The organism is uncultured Clostridium sp. (assembly GCF_934754915.1).
In the GTDB taxonomy this organism is placed as follows: Bacteria; Bacillota; Clostridia; order Clostridiales; family Clostridiaceae; genus Clostridium.
The window spans coordinates 1-21,005 of sequence record NZ_CAKVKB010000058.1 but is presented as its reverse complement, the minus strand read 5'-3'; the positions used below and the strand labels follow the sequence as shown (position 1 = coordinate 21,005).

Below are 21,005 nucleotides of genomic sequence, written 5' to 3'. Positions count from 1 at the left end.
ATGAACTTATTTCTGGATTATCAGAAGAGGAATTATCAACATCTTTTGATTTTACATCAGATAGTGGAAAAAAGGAGAATATTATAATTGAGGATAAAATATATTAAAAAAATTTTAAAATATGTATGTAGATGGTATACTATTAGAGTATGAAGATATACTTTTAGTTGTGTATATAGTATTAAGGTGTAATTATAATTTATTTTAAAAATGAGGAGGAATAAGAATGGAAATAATAAAAGTGAATAAAAGAGAATTTAAAGTTATTAGATTATTGGGAAAGGGAAAGGGAGGTTATTCTTATCTTGTTAACGATGGAGAAAAAAATTATGTTGTAAAAAAGATACATCATGAACCTTGCGACTATTACCAATTTGGAAATAAGATAGAATCTGAAATAAATGATTATATTCGTTTGAAAAATATAGGAATACCAATGCCAGATATGTATGAAGTGGATCTTAAACAAGAACATATTTTAAAACAATATATAGAAGGAGAGACTGTCATGGATATGGTGAAATCTGATAAAGATGTTTCTCAATATATAGAACAAGTTAAAAATATGTGTGATAAACTATATCAAGCTAATACGAACATTGATTATTTTCCAACGAATTTCATTCCACAGAATGGACAAATATATTATGTAGATTATGAATGTAATGATTATATGGACGAATGGAATTTTGAAAATTGGGGAATAAAATATTGGTCAAAAACAGATGAATTTATAAAATATATAGAAGAGCATAAATGTTAATTTAGAAGATACTCGGAATGCTAATATGTCTAAGATTTTAACATATAGAATAGTGATTTAATTGACATCCTATAATTATAAATATAATATATAATTATAGTTATTTAGGAAAACAGATGTTTAATTTATAATTTTTAGGAGGTTTTTTTATGCCATTTATAGGCTCAAAAGTAACAGTTAAACTTTCACCAGAAAAAGAAGAAATCATAAAAACTAGATTAGGGGAAGCAATTGGACTTTTTCCTGGAAAAAGCGAAGCTTTTTTAATGGTTGGATTTGAAGATGAATATAAATTGTATTTTGGAGGAGAAAAACTGGATAAAGGAGCATTTGTTGAAGTAAAGATATTTGGAAAAGCTACAAAAGAATCTTTTGATAGCATGACAGATGCAGTGTGTAAAATATTTGAAGAAGAATTAGGAATACCTCAGAGTAAAATTTATATTAAATATGAAGAAGTTGAAAACTGGGGATGGAACGGACGAAATTTTTAAATTAATATTAAGCAAAGGTGCTGTTTTTAAGTTTTTATTTTAAACTTGGAAAGAGCACTTTTTTAATTCTTTAGGAAATTATAATTTGGACAATTTGTGGATAACTTTAGAAAGGGGCAGAAACACACAGTCTGCGAAGCAGATTTTTTTATGTTTAAACTGATTTACATTGTTAGGCGTAAATTATTTGAAAAGGGGAGAGATTAATGAAAATTGGAATTGTGCAGATGGATATAGAATGGGAAGATATATATAGAAATATGAATAAGATAGAAGAATTTGCAAAGGAAGCAGCAGAAAATAATATAGAGTTGTTGATGTTTCCTGAAATGTCTCTTACAGGGTTTACAATGGATATTACAAAACATACTTTTTCAGAAGAAGAAATTGTAAACTGGGTAGGAAGAACAGCAGTAAATTATAATATAAATATTGGTATTGGATTTGGAGTTGCTGCTAATCAGAAAGGATTTAACAAGTATATTATTGTATCAAATGAAGGAAAAGTTTTATGTAATTATAACAAGATACATCCATTTAGTTATGGTGGAGAAGATAAAGTATATTTAAGAGGAATAGATATTGTTGAATGTAAGATTAATGATATTAATATAACACCTTTTATATGTTATGATTTAAGATTTCCAGAGATATTTCAGATTGCCTCAAAAACTTCAGAGCTGATATGTGTTGCAGCAAACTGGCCTAAAGAGAGAGAAGAACATTGGATTACGCTTCTTAAAGCAAGAGCAATAGAAAATCAGTGTTATATTGCGGGAATAAATAGGACAGGATACGGGGGAGGATTATACTATAATGGATGTTCTATGATAGTTGATCCAGAAGGTAATGTTTTAAATGAACTAAATAGTAAGGAGGAGATTATAACAGCAGAAATAGATTCTGATAAAGTAAGTAAAATTAGAAAATCGTTTAGTTTAAAAAAGGACAGAAGAGAAAAATTATATAGGATATATTAAATTAAAAATGAACAGATATTATTTTGAATATTTTGGCAGAAACATAACGAAAAAATTAATAAAATATAAACATGTAAAAAAATCTTTTGAAAATAATTATTATTGAAAGATTTTTTAAATTTACATATATGTTGTAAGATTAAAATTTATTATAATTATAATTTATATCAATATATAGTATATATACTGAGCTAAATTATACTATACTGTATGTTGATTTACGAAAAATATTCATATATAAAAATATTAAGAAATCTTGCAAAGATTTCATCGTTTATTGTCAATTGTTCATTACACATTGTCAATTAAAATGATTTTTTGTCGTTTACAAAGAAAATGAAATATGTTATATTATTGATTATCGATATCAATTAAGGAAACATTATAATATAATCAGTTTGGTTATATTGTAATTTGTTAGCTATAAATATACTAAAGATAACCACAATTTAGAGGAGAAATTTAACATTATGATGATTAACAAAAGATTAATAAAGCTATGTGAAGATTCAAAAAAATACATAGCTTTAACAGTTTTGTCAAGCTGGATATCAATAATGTGTAATATATTGATAGTTTTAATGATTGGGCAATTTATAAACAGAATTTATATTGCTAAGGATTATCTGTTTAATTCTCAAAACAGTATCCTTGAAATTATTAAGACATTTAAGCTGACAGATAGCATTTCATTATCAGCTTCAGCAGGCATTATTATAGTATTACTTATTATACGATATTTAAGTAATATTCTATATGGAAGATTTTCATACTTAGCTTCAGCAAATGCAAGAGTAAATCTTAGAGAACTAATATATAAAAAACTTTTAAAACTTGGAGTATCTTATACAGAAGTTCAAAGCACATCAACAGTTGTACAGATGACAATTGAAGGTGTTGAAGCATTAGAAGTTTATTTTGGGAAATATCTTCCACAGTTCTTTTATGCAATGCTTGCACCGATAACACTTTTTATTTTTATCTCATTTATATCAATTAAATCAGCGTTGATATTCTTAATATGTGTTCCATTAATTCCTTTATCTATAATAGCAATAATGAAACTTGCAAAAAAGATATTGAGTGAGTACTGGGATAGCTATGCAGATCTTGGAGATACTTTCTTGGAAAATCTTCAGGGACTTACTACTTTGAAAGTATTTAATATTGATGATATAAGACATAAAAAAATGAATGAAGAAGCAGAAGGTTTTAGAAAAGTTACAATGAAGGTTTTAAGCATGCAGCTTAACTCTATAAATGTCATGGATTTAATTGCATTTGGAGGAGCAGCAGCTGGAACTATAACAGCTCTTATAGAATTTAAGAATGGAAATATACAGGCTGGATGGCTTCTTGTAATTATACTTCTTTCATCTGAATTTTTTATTCCTTTAAGACTTTTAGGATCATATTTCCACATTGCAATGAATGGTATGGCTGCATGTGAAAAAATATTCAAATTATTGGATTCAGAAGAAAAAAATAAAGAGATGAAAGAAATTTCTAAAGATGATTTTAAAGAACTTTCAGTGGATTTAAAAAATGTAAGTTTTAGCTACGATGGAGTTAGAAATGTTGTAAATAATGCACATATTCAAATTGAAAGTAATGGAATGACTGCAATTGTAGGGAAGAGTGGAAGTGGAAAAAGTACAATAGCATCACTTATTTTAAATACTAATTCTGTAACAGAGGGTCAGATTTCAATTAATGGTGTAGATATAGAAACAATAGGAATGGAAGATATCTATAGTATGATTTCATTAGTATCAACAAACAGCTACATATTTAATGGAACAATTTTAGATAATCTTTTAATGGGTAAAAGAGATGCATGCCAAAGAGAAATAAATGAAGCATTAAAAAAAGCAAGATTATACGATTTTGTAAAATCACTCAAAGATGGAGTTAATACAAATGTAGGCGAAAATGGAAGTGCATTATCTGGAGGTCAAAAGCAGAGACTTGCACTTGCAAGAGCTATACTTGGAAATAGAAAGATGATTATATTTGATGAAGCTACTTCCAATATAGATGTGGAAAGTGAAGAGCTTATATGGGAATCTATTTATGAACTTGCAAAGAGCAAAACTATTCTTGTAATATCTCACAGACTTGCAAATGTGGTAGATGCAGAAAAGATTTATGTCATGAAAAATGGTGAAATTGTAGAAAGTGGAAATCATGAGCAGCTTTATAAAGACCAGGGTGAATATTATTCAATGATAGAAGCACAAAGAGAACTTGAAAGTGCAAGGGAGGTATGTTAGATGAAACGAAGATCAGGATTTCAGATAATGAAGAGATTAATTGTTGAGTTAAAACCTCTTACACCTTTTATGTTCATAACAGTTATTATGGGGATTTTTGGGTTTCTTGCAGCAATTTCAATAGCAGCCTTTGGAGGAATTGCTCTTGGAGTTCTGATAGGAGAAATAACATCTATAACATTTAAAAATGCCATAGTCATGATGATTGTCTGTGCAGTTTTAAGAGGATTTTTAAGATATGCAGAGCAGCTTTCAGGACATTATATAGCATTTAAAATACTTGTTATATTGAGAGACAAAGTCTTTACAGCACTTAGAAGACTTGCTCCAGCAAAACTGGAAGGTAAGGAAAAGGGAAATCTGATTTCTTTAATAACATCAGATATAGAACTTTTGGAAGTGTTTTATGCACATACTATAGCACCAATATTAATAGCATTAATAACAAATACAATAATATCAATAGTTTTATTTATGATTAACCCTTGGTTTGGAGTGCTTGGTGCATTATTCTTTATAATTGTTGGCTTTGTAATACCTTATTTATCATCAAAATATGCTAAGGATGCAGGAGTAAAATATAGAGATAATTTTGGAAAAAGCAATTCATATATACTTGATTCGTTGAGAGGACTTAAGGAAATACTTTTATTTAATGAAGGAGAAAGAAGATTAGAAGAAATAAATGAGAATTCTAGAGAATTAAATAAAAGTCTTTCAAAAATAAAGAACCATGAAGGAATAATAAGAGCAGCGACTGATTTGACAATAATGTCAGCAATATTATCCTTTGTTATATTAGGATTTAAATTATTTGTTGATGGTAATTTATCCATGGCTGGATTGATGGTTGCTGTAATTATAATATCATCATCATTTGGACCTGTTGTAGCCTTAAGTAATCTTTCAAATAATCTCCTTCATACATTTGCATGTGCAGACAGAATTTTTGCACTTTTTGATGAAAAGCCATATGTTGAAGAGATAAAAGGAAATGAAAAAATAAAAGATAGCGCTATTGATTTTGAGAAAGTTGATTTTTCATATGAAGGAAGAGGGAAAAAGATACTTGAAGATGTTTCAGTGAAAATCAATAAGGGCGATAAAGTAGCATTAATAGGTGAAAGTGGAATAGGGAAGAGCACTTTCGTAAAACTGATTATGAGATTCTGGGATGTTGATTCTGGAAACATAAATATAGATGGCAGAAACATAAAAGAAATACCTACTGCATCTTTAAGAGAAAATCAGAATCTTGTCAGTCAGGAGACATATTTATTTAATGAATCTATAGAAGAGAATATTAAGATTGGAAAGCTTGATGCAACTAGAGAAGAAGTTATAGAAGCTGCCAAGAAGGCATCAATACATGAATTTATTGAAAAGCTTCCTAATGGATATGAAACAAAAGCTGGTGAGCTTGGAGGAATGCTTTCATCAGGTGAGAAACAGAGAATTGGTCTTGCAAGAGCATTTATAAAAGATAGTGATGTTCTTATACTAGATGAACCTACAAGCAATCTTGATATATTAAATGAAAGTGAAATATTAAAATCAGTTAAGGAAAACTGTGAAGATAAAACAATAATATTAATATCACATAGAAAATCAACAACAGCAATATGTAATAGAATTTTTAAGCTTGAAAATAAAAAAATAGTCAAGGCCTAGGGGCAATGTGATATATGTTAAATTAAGAGGATTAACAAAAGCATCCTCTTAATTTAAACTTGAATAATGATAATGATTTTCAAAAGCAAACTTGTAAAAACAATAATTGCTGTAAGAATATGTTTTAATAATAAGACTACATAATGATTAAAGAAATTTTGAAAAGATTTCATCTGTCATTGTCAATTGTTTATTGTCAACTGAAATAACACAGATTACTAAGAAATTTATTAAAGGAGAAAATTATGAAAAAACAGGGAAGAGTTGAACATGAAAAACAAGTCATAAAGTTAATGATAGATATATACTGTCAAAAGAAGCATGGCTCTAAGAATGGATGTTTATGTGAAGAATGCAATGAACTATTGGAATATGCACATTTAAGATTGTCACGTTGTAAATTTGGAGATGAAAAAACAACATGTGGAAAATGTAAGATACATTGTTATAAAAAGGACATGAGAGCAAAAATTAAAGATGTTATGAGATTTTCAGGACCAAGATTAGTACTATGCAGGCCAATAGAACTAATAAAACATTTAACTTATTAGAAATATAAGATTATTTAAATAACTGAAATTTTTGATGCAAGATATTTTATACATTCTGTTTATATACAAAATATATGTACAAGATTAAAACTGCATTTGAAATTTATTTAACACATGTAAAAATATTAAAGAAATCTTTGGAAAGATTTCATACTTAATTGAAAATTGGCCATTGTACATTGTCAATTGAAAATATTAAATGAGGTAATATTTATGAATAAAATAAAAAAATATCTATACCTGACAGCTGGAATAATATCATTAGCTTTAGGTTCAATTGGAGTTGTACTTCCAGTACTTCCGACAACGCCATTTTTGCTTTTAGCATCATATTGTTTTGTTAAAGGCTCAAACAGATTTGATAGATGGTTTAAGAGTACAAAATTATATAAAAAACATTTAGAGTCATTTGTGAATAATAGAGCAATGACATTAAAACAAAAATGGTCATTACTTTTATTTGCAGATTTTATGATGCTTTTTCCATTAATAATATTAGATAGTCTGTTAGTTAAGGGAATAATAGTAGTTGTCATAATATTTAAATACTATTATTTTTTCAATTTTATAGAGACCATAAAAGAAGAGAAAGAAATAGAGAATTAGGGAAAATCACATACAAGCTGTATATTAGGATATTTATTAATTATATATGTGTTGCAATATGAAAATTACATTTGAAATTTACCTGATACATGTAAAGATTTCATCATTATATTATAAATTGCAATACATTAATCGGAATATATAAAAAATGGGATACTATTTAGGAGGAAATATGAAAAATAAAATTATAGCTACTTTATTAGCCACGACAATAATCATGGGAACAATGCCGGTACAGGCTATTATAACAGATAAAACTAGAAAATCGATTACTTCATTATTAAATAGCAGAACTGTTAAATTGAAAGACGGAACATATACTATTCCAGTCAGTGCAAGAAAAGCTACGGATGAATCACAAGATTCAATGGCAAATAATAATTTAACCAAGACAGCAGATGTTTATGTGGAAAATGGAAAAATAAAAATTAAGCTTGAATTTACAGATGCTAAGATGATAAAAAACATTGGTGTTAAGGTAAATGATGTTGAGCCTGAAGATTGTAAAATAGAAAATGATAATAAGGGAACAATAGTATTAACATTTGGAATAGAAACATTTGATGATAAAATAAAACTTCCAATGAAAATTAATCCTACAGGGTTGTTTAGTATTTCAGCAGATACAATTATAAAAGTTGATAAAACTCAGCTGAAAGATGAAAATGGAGAAATTGTTGATTTAGATAAACTTCCAAGTGTACCTTCTCAGCCTGATAATGGAGATGGTGAAGGAAATCCAGGCAACGGTGAAACTGATAATGGTGGAGGAAGTAGTGAAAGCAAACCACAGCCTGGGACACCTGAAGGTGAAGGAAATAATGGCGGTTCAGAAGATGGAGACAATAATTCTGGAAATGGTGATGGTGAGAACAATGCTGATGGAGATAATAATAACGGAAATGATTCTGAGGGATTAAAAGAAGGAATAATTTATACTATAAAAAATCAAGCATTAGCAGAAGGAACTTCTACTCCATCTGCTGCAGCTGGATTTTTAAATGAAAAAAGTGAATTAGAATTAAAAGATGGAATTTATTATTTAACATTGAAATTTACATCTGGAAGTATGATGAAAAATCAAAAAGTATTTATAGATGGTACTGAAGTTCAGTATGAAACATTGGTAAATGATGAAGAGGGAAATTTCCATATTAAATTTCCTATAAAATCATTAAATAATAAAATCAAAATGTCTATGTTTATTATTCCAGTAAAAAATGATGTTGCATTTGATTTAAAATTAGATACAAAAAATATAACAGATCCAGATGGAAATAAAGTAAGTATAGGCTCTGGTTCAGGTACAGGGGATACAGGTAGCGGAGGAACAGGAAATGAAGTGAGTTTTCCGAATGCTCCTGAAGTTAACTTAAACGAAGACAAGAAATTTAAGGCGGAAGCCTTTGTAATAGGAAGTGATGGAAATGCAACTCCTATAATAGCTAACTATATGGAAGATAAATGTATTGTTCAAGTTGAAAAGAAAAAACTTTATGCTTATTTTACATTTGCAAATCCTGATATAATGAGTTATCGTGAACTTTCAATAAATGGAGAAAGAAAAAATTTTAGTTCTACTGTAAATTCTAATGGTACATTTACAGTAAGAGTAGAATTAAATTCCATAAATGATACTATGGAATTTACTAATCTATTGACAAGAAGTCTTAATGATGGATTTATAGTGAGGGTTAATGGCAACACTTTGGATGAATATAAAGAATCACAAAAAGATGATGATGATGACGATGATAAAAAGAATGAAAATGATTTAGAAGATGGGACATACACAATACAGAATAAAGTATTAAAGGAAAATTCCAATAGTGAATCTGTAGCAAGAGATTATCTTGATGATGAGAGTATAATAGAAGTTAAAAATGATAAGATATATGTTACCTTAAAATTTACAAAAGGTTCTTTAATGTCTGATATAGGTGTAAAAGTTAATGGTAAAAATGTAAGTAAGGTTGACGTAGTTAAAAATTCCGGGGATAAGTATCATATAAAATTTAAAATAGGTTCATTGAGTGATGAAATATTAATTTCATCTAAAATTAAAATAATGGGTGATATGAATGTAAAATTCAGAGTACTTCTAAGATCAAGTACGTTAGAAGAAGATGATGATGGAAATGGTGATGATGAAGACGGAGAAGGAGAAGGCAACGGAGCTGGTGGAAATGGTGAAACTGGAGAAGGTAATGGAAATGGAGAAGGAAACGAAGGTGGCAATTCTCAACCTGAAGGTGGGAACGACAATCTAAATAATGGTGGTTCTAATGGAAGCAGTCCATCACAAGAAGAAAGTGGACTTCAAAGTTATACAAAGACTACATATTCAATTAAAAACGAAATTGTCTGTGACAGTCAGATAGGATATCAGGCAGCAAGAGATGCAATAGGTCAATCTAGTACTTTAGAAGTTATAAATGATAAGACATATCTTACATTAAATCTTCACAATACGGATTTGATGAGCAGAATAAAGGTGCTTGTTTCAGGTAACGAAGTTAAATATAATACATTAAATAAGAATTCAGCAAATAATACTATGAGTATAAAATTTGAAGTTCCTAATGATAATCCAGATATCACTATAAAATCTTATATAAATATGATAAACAGGGAAATATCCTTTGGAGTGAAGCTTCTTCAAAATACAAAAACATTTGTAAAAACAGAAGAAGTTAATTCTAAACAGTTAGAAGAGATAACAGGAAGTTCAGGTGGTTCAGATAGTTCATGGACTGGTTCTGGTTCAGGAGATTTTTCTGGGGGATCAAGCAGTTTAGTGGGAATGGATTTTGGAGGTTCATCTGATTCAGGAAGTGCAGAACAAATTATGGATCAGCTTTCAGAAACAGCTATTGAAGCAAGTGAATACTTTAAAAGATATACTATAAATAATGAAATAGTAAGTGACAGCGCTATGGGAAGAACTATGGCGAGAAAATACTTAAATGAAACAAGTATATTAGAAGAGATTGATGGACAATTTTATATTACTGTTACATTTACAGGAACAAGTGCTATGGATAATTTCAGATTTACTGTTAATGGAGCTGAAACAAAGTATGAAGTAGTGTTTGAAGATGAAGCAAATGGAATAAAATCATTCAGATTTCCTATAAATTCAGTTAATGATGATATTCAGTCATTTATATTTATAAAACCTGTTAAAATGAATATAAACTTTGGAATCAAGCTTTTAGAAGATACTATGGTTTTAGTTGAAGAAGGTACTGTAGGAGATGATTTTGAATCAGAGGATATTTCAGTTCTGGATAATCTGATTGATAAAACTACTAGAAATTCTTCTACTGGAGAAATAAGTCCTATGAAAATTGCAGTTTCAACTTCTGCATTGACAATAATATTTAATCAGCTTATTTCTTTAGCATCATCTTATTTTAAGAGAAGAAGAAGTTATAAATTATTAAATAAAATAACAGAGTAATAAAAATAAGCTATATTTTAAGGGAAACTTTAGGATATAGCTTATTGAAGTATGTAGAATAGATGAAAAATCCTAGATAGTATAAAAGAAATCTTAGGAAGATTTCATCTTTTTAATATCAATTGTTTATTGTACATTGTCAATTGCAATATATGGAACAGATGAAAATAATGAATAAATATTATTAATTAAAATATATATTAATAACATTATTATGATATAATTAACTTAATTTGTATAAATGTAATGAGGATGTATTTTTTAGAATAAAGTTTGAAATTAATTATAAATGTATTCATTTAAATACATATCATGGAGGGAATTTATGATATATGATTTTAATGAGAATGTTTTAAAAATAAAAAAGGGAATGAAAAGTGACATAAAACGTACTTCTGGGAGATGTGCAGCAATACTTCTTTTGTTAGCGATTATAACATATTTTTTAGGAAATGTTATTATTAACATACTTGGTGTGAATGGAATAAAATCAGATGAAAATTCAAAAGAACTATATAATTTTTTTGTGGGATATCTTCCATGCATAATTGCAGATATAACGGCAATATGTGCTTGTATGATAGTATTTAAACAAAGCATAAAAATATATTTAGGAAAGCCTGAAAAATTATCACTACCATTTATGATATCAGGAGCATTATCTTCATTAGGAATAGGAATAATATCAAGTATAATATTTCTAATTTACTCTGGAATTATTAAATCTAAAGGAATTGAAATACCATCACCTGATTTCAGTATTCCACAAAGCAATATATTTTTTATATTATTCATTTCATATACATGTATTATTGCACCTATATTTGAAGAGATAATTTTTAGAGGATATATTTTAAATAACATGTGTAAGTATGGGAACATTATTGGAATAGTAATGACTTCAATATTTTTCTCTATGTTTCATTTTAATTTGGTTCAGTTTATAAATCCGGTACTTATGGGAATAGTGCTTTCATTTATAGCTTTAAGGAGTAAATCAATTATTCCTTCTATAGCAGTTCATATGTTTAATAATATGATAGCTATGGCTACAACAGTAGTTTCTTCAAATTGTTCAAATAATGTTGTTTTGATTTGGACCAGTATATATTATATAGGTGGAATTTCAGCATTGTTTTATTTTTTCCTTAAGTATGGTAAGGAATTTGTAAATATAGTAAAAGAAAAGCATAGTTTTCTTAGAATAAAAAAGAAGTTTTTTTATTCTGTCTTTAATATAGGAACAATAGCATATATTATATTTTATATATTTTTTGTTAGCATAACTATAATTTCTAAAAACATGTAAATATTATTTAAAAACATGCTTATTATATATGTTGCAAAATTAAAACTATATTTAAAAATATAAAAGAAATCTTGAAAAGAATTGATTCTTTATTGTCCATTGGAAATTGTAAGATATATTATAAAGAAAAGATTGAATTATACTAAAAATATATTATAATAAATATACATTAAATAGATTATACTTTGAAAGGGAAGTTATTAAAATATGAATCATGATTTTTTCAAGGAAATTGTAGACAATATTCCTACTCCAGTATGGGTAATTGACAATAAATTTAGAATGATATATATTAATGATTCTTATAAAAAGGTATATAAGAAAAACAATGAGGAGTTAATTGGAATTAAATTCACAGATGCAATAGATAAAAGTACATGTGATTTGATTTCAAAGGAATATGATTATTTATATGCAGAAAAAAAATCAATAATTATAAATGATATAGTAAATGGAAAAAAAATAAAAATAAAGCTGGTACCAATTACTGACGATTATGAACAGGTGACAGCCATTGGAGGAATATATTTATCAGAGGGATATGAAAGTTATTTAGAAGTAGCTGATAGACTAGAGAAAAAGTATAATTTATTAAAAAATAATTATAAACAGCTAAAAAGAGTAACATATGTAGATTCGTTGACTAAAACATTTAATAGAAATTATTATGAAAAGATAAGCAGAAAGATAGTTTCAAAAGAAAATCTGCCATTAGGTGTGATAATGGGAGATGCAAATGGATTAAAACTAGTAAATGACACATTTGGACATTCACAGGGAGATACTTTGTTAAAAGGCATTGCAGAAGTATTAAGAGAAATATGTGGGTCTAGCAATTATGTTTTTCGAATTGGTGGAGATGAGTTTGTTATTCTTGCACCAAATACTACTGATTATGAATGTGAAAATATAATAAAAGATATATTTGAAGAATGTAAGAAACATGATAATGATTTTATTAAATTAAGTATATCTTTAGGTTTTTCAATTATTGAGCAGGAAAATGTAGATATAAATAAAGCATTGAAAGAAGCAGAAGATAAAGTATATCTTCAAAAACTTCATCAGAAAAACAGTTTAAGCAGTTCTATATTAAATTCCATGAAGGCAAGTATGGAGGAAAAAAGTTATGAAACAAAGGAACACTCTGAACGCGTGGTAAAGTATTCTATAATAATAGGGAAATTAATATCACTGCCATTGTCTGTTATGGATGAACTTATTCTTGTGGCAAGTCTTCATGATATTGGAAAGATGAGTATTGATGAAGCTATACTTTTGAAAAGAGGAAATCTTACCAATGAAGAATTTGAAATTGTAAAGAGTCATACAGAGCGGGGATATAGAATAGTTAGAGCGTCAAATCAGCTTGATAGTGTAGCAAAAGGTGTATTAGCCCATCACGAAAGATGGGATGGAAAAGGATATCCTCTAAAATTGAAGGGAGAGGAAATACCTCTTGTAGCAAGAATTGTGAGTATAGCAGATTCATATGATGTTATGACTACGGATACTGTATATAAAAAGGCTATGAGCAAGGAAAAAGCAATTAAAGAATTGAAATACAATTCAGGAAAACAATTTGATCCTAAAATAGTTGAAGTATTTGTAAAATACTTAGAAAGTGGTTTAAAGCATTAAAAACAGATTAAAGTTTTTAATGCTTTATTTTTGTATATAAAACTAAAAAATGAAATATATCTTTATTATTACTATATATACATATTTATGAGGTTTTGTATGGATTTGACAAATAATAATAATAATAATACACTATATTTTAAGAAAAGGATGTAGATGTAAAAGAATTATCAATTATTATTGATAGCTAAAATTAATTTTTTGAAGTTGTGTGTAATCATTTAACTATTTATATAAAAAATGGAATATAATGCAGGGGGGAAAATATGAGTTTAATTGATACTATAGAAGAGAAATGTGTTGGGTGTAATAAATGCATAAGGAATTGCCCTGTTGAGGGAGCAAATATTTCCGTTATAAAAAATGGAAGACAGATAGTAGATGTTAATTCAGAAAGATGTATAGAATGTGGGAAATGTATAGAAGTTTGTGAACATAAAGCAAGAGCCTATCATGATGATATTGAAGCGTTTTTTACAGATATTAAAAATAAGAAAGATATTACCTTAATTGTAGCTCCAGCAATTAAAGTAAATATACCAAACTACAAGAAATTATTTGGATATTTAAAATCCTTAGGAATTAAATTAATTTATGATATAAGTTTTGGAGCAGATATAACTACATGGGGATATCTAGATTATATTAAAAATAATCCTGGAAAATCAGTAATTTCACAACCATGTCCTGTTGTAGTTAAATATATTGAAAAATATCAGGAATCTCTGATTAAATATTTAGCACCTATACATAGTCCAGCATTATGTACAGCAATATATTTGAAAAAATATAAGCATATTAAGGGAGATATAGCGATGTTGTCACCATGTATAGCCAAAACATTAGAAATTCATGATAAAAACACTGAAAATTATATTAAATACAATATTACATTTAAAAAGATACAAGAATATATTAAGTATAATAATATTGATATAAATAGATATGCTGAAACCGGATTTGATAACATTGATACGTTTTTGGGCGATATTTACAGTATTCCTGGGGGATTAAAGGAAAATATTCTTGCAAGAAGAAAGGATTTAACAATTCATCAAGTTGAAGGTCAGAAACAATTTATACAATATGTCAAAGATCTTGTTCAAAAAGATAAGAAAAATAAAAAAATGCCTGATATTTCTGATTTGTTAAATTGTGCTGATGGATGTAATTTAGGAACTGCAAACTGTAGTGATTATGGTAAATATGAAATACAGGATATATTTGAAGGTATAAAAAACAAAAAGCTTAAAGTTTCAGGAAGGTTTAATAAAAATAAAGCAAAAACTGTGGATAATATGTTTGATAAACAGCTTGATATCAATGATTTTATAAGAAAGTACACTAAACAGGATAGACCACATCTTAAAGTTCCAACAAGTGAAGAATATAATGAAGTGTATAATGACATGCTAAAAGAAAACGAAACAGAAAGAAATTTAAATTGTAGTGCCTGTGGATATATAAGCTGCGAGAAGATGGCTAAAATGATTTACAATAATATAAATTTTAAACAAAATTGTATTTATTACGTTAAAAAGAAAATAGAAAATGAATTTGAAGAAGTTTCTGATGAAAAAGAAAAAATTGAAGAATCAATGATTCATATTCAGAATCTAGTAAATGAAAAGGAAGATATGACTAAGAAACTTGAAAGCTTTGTTGAAGGACTAGTAAAAGATATTAGCGAAGTAAATAATGATAATGAAAAAACATCAATATCCATTAACAATATATCTAATGAACTAGTTGACATGACAGATACTTCAGATACATTGAGAAGTAATATTTCAAGCATGAATAAAAATGTTGAAAATTTTATTACATCGTCAAAAAATATAATTGCTATTTCTGAGCAGACTAATTTACTGTCATTAAATGCATCTATAGAAGCAGCACGTGCAGGTGAGCATGGCAGGGGATTTGCTGTTGTTGCAAATGAGGTTCAGAAGCTTGCAGAACAATCAAAAAATGTTGTTAAGGAAACTCAAAATGAAGAAGAGCAAATGATTAAGAGTATTTCTGAAGTTTTAAAATTATCAGAACTTTTAGGGGTGAAAGTTGAAAAAATAAATAATGATATTTCAGTAATATCTAAAGTAATAAGTGATATAAAAGCAAAAAGCAATGAAATTGTTGAAAACAGCAGTGAATTGATCGATATAAAATAAAACAGTCTGCTAATTTTAAAGGATGGGGTTAAAGTGAAAAGTTTAAAGGGAAAAATAATTTTGATGAATGTGATAATTTCTGTTATTGTTGCTGTCTTTATAGCAGGAGTATGTATTGTTAATTTAAATAATAATAATAAAACAATGATCTCTGAATATGAAGAATTGAGCAGAGGGGATTATGATAAGGAGATAAAGTATCAAGTAGAAAATGTAATATCATTACTTAATGGAATATATGATAAGCAGGTTAATGGAGAATTGACAGAAGAACAGGCTAAGGATGAGGCAAAGTATCTAATAAAATCATTAAGATATAATGAAACTGGATATTTTTGGATTGATGATGTTAATGCAACATTGATAGCACATCCTTTGCTTGAAGAAAGAGAAGGAGAAAATAGAATTGATGAAACTGATAAGAATGGAATAAAAATAATTCAAAATATTATCAGTGTAGCAACAAAAGAAGGTAGTGGATATACAGATTTCTACTATATAAAGCCAAATGAACAAGATGTATCTCCTAAAAGAGCATATTCACAATTATTTGAACCTTATGGATGGATTATAAGCACAGGTAATTATGTTGATGATATAGATAAAGATGTTGCAGAAAAAAGTCAGGTTTTAGGAAAGCATGTATTACAAGCTACAATGCTTATTATAGGAATGACAATTGTTTTAATATTAATAGCAATTGGAATTGCAATAAAGGTTTCATCAAGTTTAGTTGTACCATTGAAGAAAATATCAGGACTTGCGGAAAGAATTTCTAATTATGATTTATCTGAACCTATAGAAATAACAGATAAAACTGAATTTGGAATAACAGCTAAAGCTTTAAATAAAGCACAGGAAAATATAAAGAGTCTCATTGAAGAAATAGCAAATAATTCTACAACATTGACTGAATCAAGCAAACAGTTATCAAATTTGACTAATGCAGTTACTGAAAAAGTTTCAGAAATGACAAATAAAACTGAAGCCATTGTTAAAAATATGAATGAGTCAGATGAATCAGTAAATCAGATTAATGAATCTATGAAAGAAATTAATATAAGCGTTGAACAGCTTTCTATTAAATCAACTGATAGCAGTAATATTTCTTCTGACTTTAAAGAAAAATCTCTGGAATTAAAAAATAGAGGAAACAGAAGCCTTAACAGTACAAATAATATTTATAGTGAAAAAGAAGATAAGATATTGCAGGCTATAGAAGAAGGAAAAGTTGTAAATAAAATTTCGGAAATGGTAGAAGCAATAAGCGGTATTTCTGAGCAGACTAATTTATTGGCATTGAATGCCTCAATAGAAGCAGCAAGAGCTGGTGAATATGGAAAAGGATTTGTAGTAGTTGCTGAAGAAGTAAGAAAACTTGCAGAAGAATCATCTCAATCAGCTGTTGTGATAAGTTCAACAGTTGGAAAAGTTCAGGAGGCATTTGAAAATCTTTCAGATAATACTAATGAAGTTTTAGAATTTATGAATGGTGATATTGTAGGTCAGTTTAATGAATTTATTTCATCTGGTGAATATTATTATAAAAATGCAGAGAAAATAAGTTCAATTTCATCTGATATTGCAGCAATGTCAGAAGAACTTAATGCATCAATGGAAGAAATAAAGATTATGATAAACAAAATGGCTCACAATTCAAAGGAAACAAGTGAAAATTCACAGGGAATACTTAAGGGTATAATAGAAACAGAAACAAGTATGAATGAAGTTGCAGCTACAGCTGAATCACAAGCTGAATTAGCAGTAAAACTTAATAAATTAATTGAAGGATTCAAAATCTGATATTAATTTAATTTACAATGTATAATTAACAATTAAGGATGAAATCTTTACAAGATTTCTTTGAATTATATAATTTTATTATTATAACGTGCGTTAAGATGCAAATTTTGAATGTAATATATAAGGTTATGAAGTAAAAATAATCTCACATATATAATTAATATGAAAATATTATTATATATGTGAGATTTCTTAATAATATATCTAATTGACAATGTACAATTGATAATGAAGGATAAAATCTTTACAAGATTTCTTTAATTTATTAGAAAATAATATTCACAAAAACTTGCAGATAACTTAAAAAATATTGTTGAAAACAAAAATTTTCAGTAATATTTTAAAACTAAATATATCAATTACACAAACATATCTACAGTCTAATTCTGTGAAGCAGACTTTTTAAGTCTTACATATACGAATTAAATTTTAATCTTGCAACATGGATATAATAAGTTTTTTATATGTTTAGATTATCAGCATCTAGCATAAAGAATCTTTAATTTTCTTAAAGGCATAATCCATAGCACCCTCAAGATTAGCACTGTTCTTACCAGCCCCTTGAGCCATGAATGGACTTCCGCCACCTTTTCCATCGATAAGAGAAATGGCATCCTTTAAAACTTCATTTACTTTAACATCTTTTAATCCCTTAGTACACGCAAATATCATATTGGTTTTTTCTTCAGATTTAACAGCCATAAGAACAATTGTATTTGGATTTTCAACTAGTTTTGAAATAAGATTATTTACGTATTTTACATTTTCATTTTCAAAAATATTTTTTATAATTTTAAATTCACCAATACTTTCTGCGTTATCAATAAGTTCTTTTACTTGATAATTAGCAAGAGCTATATTTAAGGATTTATTTGTTTCATTGGCTTCTTTAAGACTGTTATTTAAATTTTTTATTCCATTAATTGCTTCATTTTCATTACAATTTAGATATTTGCAGATTGAATTTTGGAATTCATCTTTTTTAAATGAATCTTCAACTGCACGTTTTCCAGCAAGGAATTCTATTCTTGTTCCTTCTTTATGCTTTTCAAATTTTTTAATTTTTATAAGTCTTAAGTCAAGTGTACATGTTGGATGAAGTCCACAGCATGCATTGATATCAAAGTCATCACCAATTCTTACAATCCTTATTTCTTCATTAGTATTTGGAAGAGCTCTTCTTAAAGTTAATTTTTTTAATTCAGATTTAGATGGAACAAAAGATTCTACTTTTAAAGCATCTCCAATAACTTTATTCGCAAGTCTTTCAGCGGTTCTTACCTGTTCTTCAGTAAGTACACCATAAATATCAACAGTGCTTATGTCAGCACCAAGATGAATTGCAAATGTATTGGCATTGAATAGATTAAAGAAACATCCTGATAAAACATGCTGACCTAAGTGCTGGCACATACCATCTGTTCTTCTTTCAGCATCAATTGTACATTTTACATTATGTATTTTAATAGGTTTTTTTTCAACTATATGATAAACAATTTCATTTTCTTCATATACATCAATAACTTTATGTTCACCAATCATACCTGTATCACAATGCTGTCCACCTCCACCAGGGAAGAATGCTGTTTTGTCTAATGTTACACGAAATTTTCCATCTTGTTCTTGTATATCTACTATTTCAGCAGTAAATTCCTTTAAATAAGGATTGTCATAATATAATTTTTCCATAAATAAGGCCTCCTGAATATTTAATCATTACTATCAAATTACATGATAATTATAGCAGAAAATATTACAAAATAATAATGAATATGCATAAAAATGGATAATGTATTAAACATTACATAGCAGACTGCAAGGATAAATCAGATCATCTATACAGATAATAAAATCATATTAAAGTATGCAGGTGATAGTTGTGAAGTCGATATTTTATTTTAATTTTACATTTTTAGTTTATTCTTTTGCTGGCTGGATAATAGAAGAATTATATTCAAAGTATTCTACAGGAATATTTAAAAAGGAAGGCTTTTTAATGGAGCCATTAAAACCTATGTATGGGATAGCAATGACTATATTAATATTCTGCTATGAAATTTTAAATATCAATAAAGTGATGTTTATTCTATTATGTTTTTTAGTTCCAACACTTGTAGAATATATAACTGGATATATGTTAAAGCATATATTTTGCAAGTCTTATTGGGATTATTCTGATATGAAATATAATATTAATGGATATATAAGCTTTGTATTTTCTGTATACTGGTTTGTATTAAGTTATATTGGAGTAGTATATTTAAATCCTAGGATATTTACAATATATGCTGGCTACCACAGTATTATAAATTGTATTTTGATTGTTTTTGATATGATTTTTATTATAGATATAATCATTACATTGAAAAATATATTATGTAAAAAAGTGAAAAATAAAGAAAAAATGGAATAGTTTTAATTGTTTTATGGTATCATAAGAAAATATTTGATAAAATATAAAAGGTGGTAGATATTATGTATCAGTCATTGTTGATGTAGATGTTACTGTTGTTCAGAATACTAATCAAGGAATAGGTATAGATTTAGGCTTAAAAGATTTTGCAGTATGTTCTGATGGTAATACTTATAAAAATATAAATAAAACACAAAATATAAAGAAATTAGAGAAAAAATTAAAAAGAGAGCAAAGAAAACTCTCAAGAAAATATGAATTTTTAAAAAAGAAGGGAGGTACTGCTACTAAATCTAATATAAACAGACAGATACTTAAGGTACAAATACTTCATCATAGATTAGATAATACAAGAACTGATTATATTAATAAAACAATTTCTTCAATCATAAAGCGAAAACCAAGTTTTATAACTATTGAAGATTTAAATGTAAAAGGTATGATGAAAAATAAACATCTATCTAAAGCAGTTGCAAAGCAAAAATTCTATGAATTTAGAAATAAATTAACTAATAAATGTCATGCTTTAGGTATTGAATTAAGAATTGTAGATAGATTTTATCCTTCAAGTAAATTATGTAATTGCTGTGGTTCTATAAAGAAAGACTTAAAACTTAAAGATAGAATTTACAAATGTGATTGTGGGTATATTGAAGATAGAGATTACAACGCAAGTCTTAATTTAAGAGATGCAGAAACTTACAAGATTGCATAATCAAGCAAATGTAAGTATGTACCGATGGCTAGTCGGGAATTTACGACTGTGGAGTATCATATCAAATGCAAGTAGCTTTAATAGCAAAAGCAGATACATTGAAACAGTAATATTCTTAAAATGTTTATATTTGATTACATTTTAAGTAGCAG

14 protein-coding genes and 1 pseudogene are annotated in these 21,005 nt (G+C 27.4%); 14 read left to right on the top strand and 1 reads right to left on the bottom strand.

Annotated elements, in window-relative coordinates:
* Positions 1-226 precede the first annotated feature (226 nt).
* The 12 genes from Q0F58_RS10355 (at position 227) to Q0F58_RS10300 (ending at position 17,725) form a co-directional block, all read left to right on the top strand.
* Entirely contained in the window at positions 227-763 is a 537-nt protein-coding gene (locus tag Q0F58_RS10355) for a hypothetical protein (protein ID WP_294375998.1), read from the top strand.
* A 149-nt stretch (positions 764-912) separates the two neighbouring features.
* Positions 913-1,257: a phenylpyruvate tautomerase MIF-related protein gene (locus Q0F58_RS10350; protein ID WP_294375997.1), complete on the top strand. Its 345-nt coding sequence runs from the start codon at positions 913-915 to the stop codon at positions 1,255-1,257.
* Positions 1,258-1,463: 206 nt separating this feature from the next.
* Positions 1,464-2,237, top strand: coding sequence for a nitrilase-related carbon-nitrogen hydrolase (locus Q0F58_RS10345; protein WP_294375995.1), 774 nt, complete (start codon positions 1,464-1,466; stop codon positions 2,235-2,237).
* A gap of 470 nt (positions 2,238-2,707) precedes the next feature.
* Positions 2,708-4,510, top strand: a complete 1,803-nt coding sequence (locus tag Q0F58_RS10340) for an ABC transporter ATP-binding protein/permease (RefSeq protein ID WP_294375992.1) — start codon at positions 2,708-2,710, stop codon at positions 4,508-4,510.
* Positions 4,511-6,181, top strand: coding sequence for an ABC transporter ATP-binding protein (locus Q0F58_RS10335; protein ID WP_294375989.1), 1,671 nt, complete (start codon positions 4,511-4,513; stop codon positions 6,179-6,181).
* A gap of 245 nt (positions 6,182-6,426) precedes the next feature.
* Positions 6,427-6,732, top strand: coding sequence for a nitrous oxide-stimulated promoter family protein (locus tag Q0F58_RS10330; RefSeq protein ID WP_294375987.1), 306 nt, complete (start codon positions 6,427-6,429; stop codon positions 6,730-6,732).
* Positions 6,733-6,945: 213 nt separating this feature from the next.
* Positions 6,946-7,338, top strand: a complete 393-nt coding sequence (locus Q0F58_RS10325) for a YbaN family protein (protein WP_294375982.1) — start codon at positions 6,946-6,948, stop codon at positions 7,336-7,338.
* A 172-nt stretch (positions 7,339-7,510) separates the two neighbouring features.
* Complete coding sequence (locus Q0F58_RS10320) at positions 7,511-10,801, top strand: NEAT domain-containing protein (protein WP_294375979.1); 3,291 nt, start codon at positions 7,511-7,513, stop codon at positions 10,799-10,801.
* Positions 10,802-11,126: 325 nt separating this feature from the next.
* Positions 11,127-12,110 carry a CPBP family intramembrane glutamic endopeptidase gene (locus tag Q0F58_RS10315; RefSeq protein ID WP_294375976.1) on the top strand — a complete coding sequence of 328 codons (984 nt, stop codon included), beginning with the start codon at positions 11,127-11,129 and terminating at the stop codon, positions 12,108-12,110.
* A 207-nt stretch (positions 12,111-12,317) separates the two neighbouring features.
* Positions 12,318-13,751 (top strand): HD domain-containing phosphohydrolase, encoded by a 1,434-nt coding sequence (locus Q0F58_RS10310; protein WP_294375973.1) that lies wholly within the window; start codon positions 12,318-12,320, stop codon positions 13,749-13,751.
* Between the two features lie 266 nt (positions 13,752-14,017).
* Entirely contained in the window at positions 14,018-15,922 is a 1,905-nt protein-coding gene (locus tag Q0F58_RS10305) for a [Fe-Fe] hydrogenase large subunit C-terminal domain-containing protein (protein WP_294375971.1), read from the top strand.
* A 33-nt stretch (positions 15,923-15,955) separates the two neighbouring features.
* Complete coding sequence (locus tag Q0F58_RS10300) at positions 15,956-17,725, top strand: methyl-accepting chemotaxis protein (RefSeq protein WP_294375968.1); 1,770 nt, start codon at positions 15,956-15,958, stop codon at positions 17,723-17,725.
* A gap of 483 nt (positions 17,726-18,208) precedes the next feature.
* Here the strand turns inward: Q0F58_RS10300 and Q0F58_RS10295 are convergent, their stop codons facing one another.
* Positions 18,209-19,414, bottom strand: coding sequence for a DHHA1 domain-containing protein (locus Q0F58_RS10295; RefSeq protein WP_294375965.1), 1,206 nt, complete (start codon positions 19,412-19,414; stop codon positions 18,209-18,211).
* A gap of 190 nt (positions 19,415-19,604) precedes the next feature.
* On the opposite strand from Q0F58_RS10295, the gene Q0F58_RS10290 reads away from it, so the two are divergent.
* Positions 19,605-20,138, top strand: coding sequence for a putative ABC transporter permease (locus tag Q0F58_RS10290; protein WP_294375962.1), 534 nt, complete (start codon positions 19,605-19,607; stop codon positions 20,136-20,138).
* A gap of 55 nt (positions 20,139-20,193) precedes the next feature.
* Positions 20,194-20,853: pseudogene (locus Q0F58_RS10285) on the top strand (RNA-guided endonuclease InsQ/TnpB family protein); the annotation flags it as partial.
* Positions 20,854-21,005 lie beyond the last annotated feature (152 nt).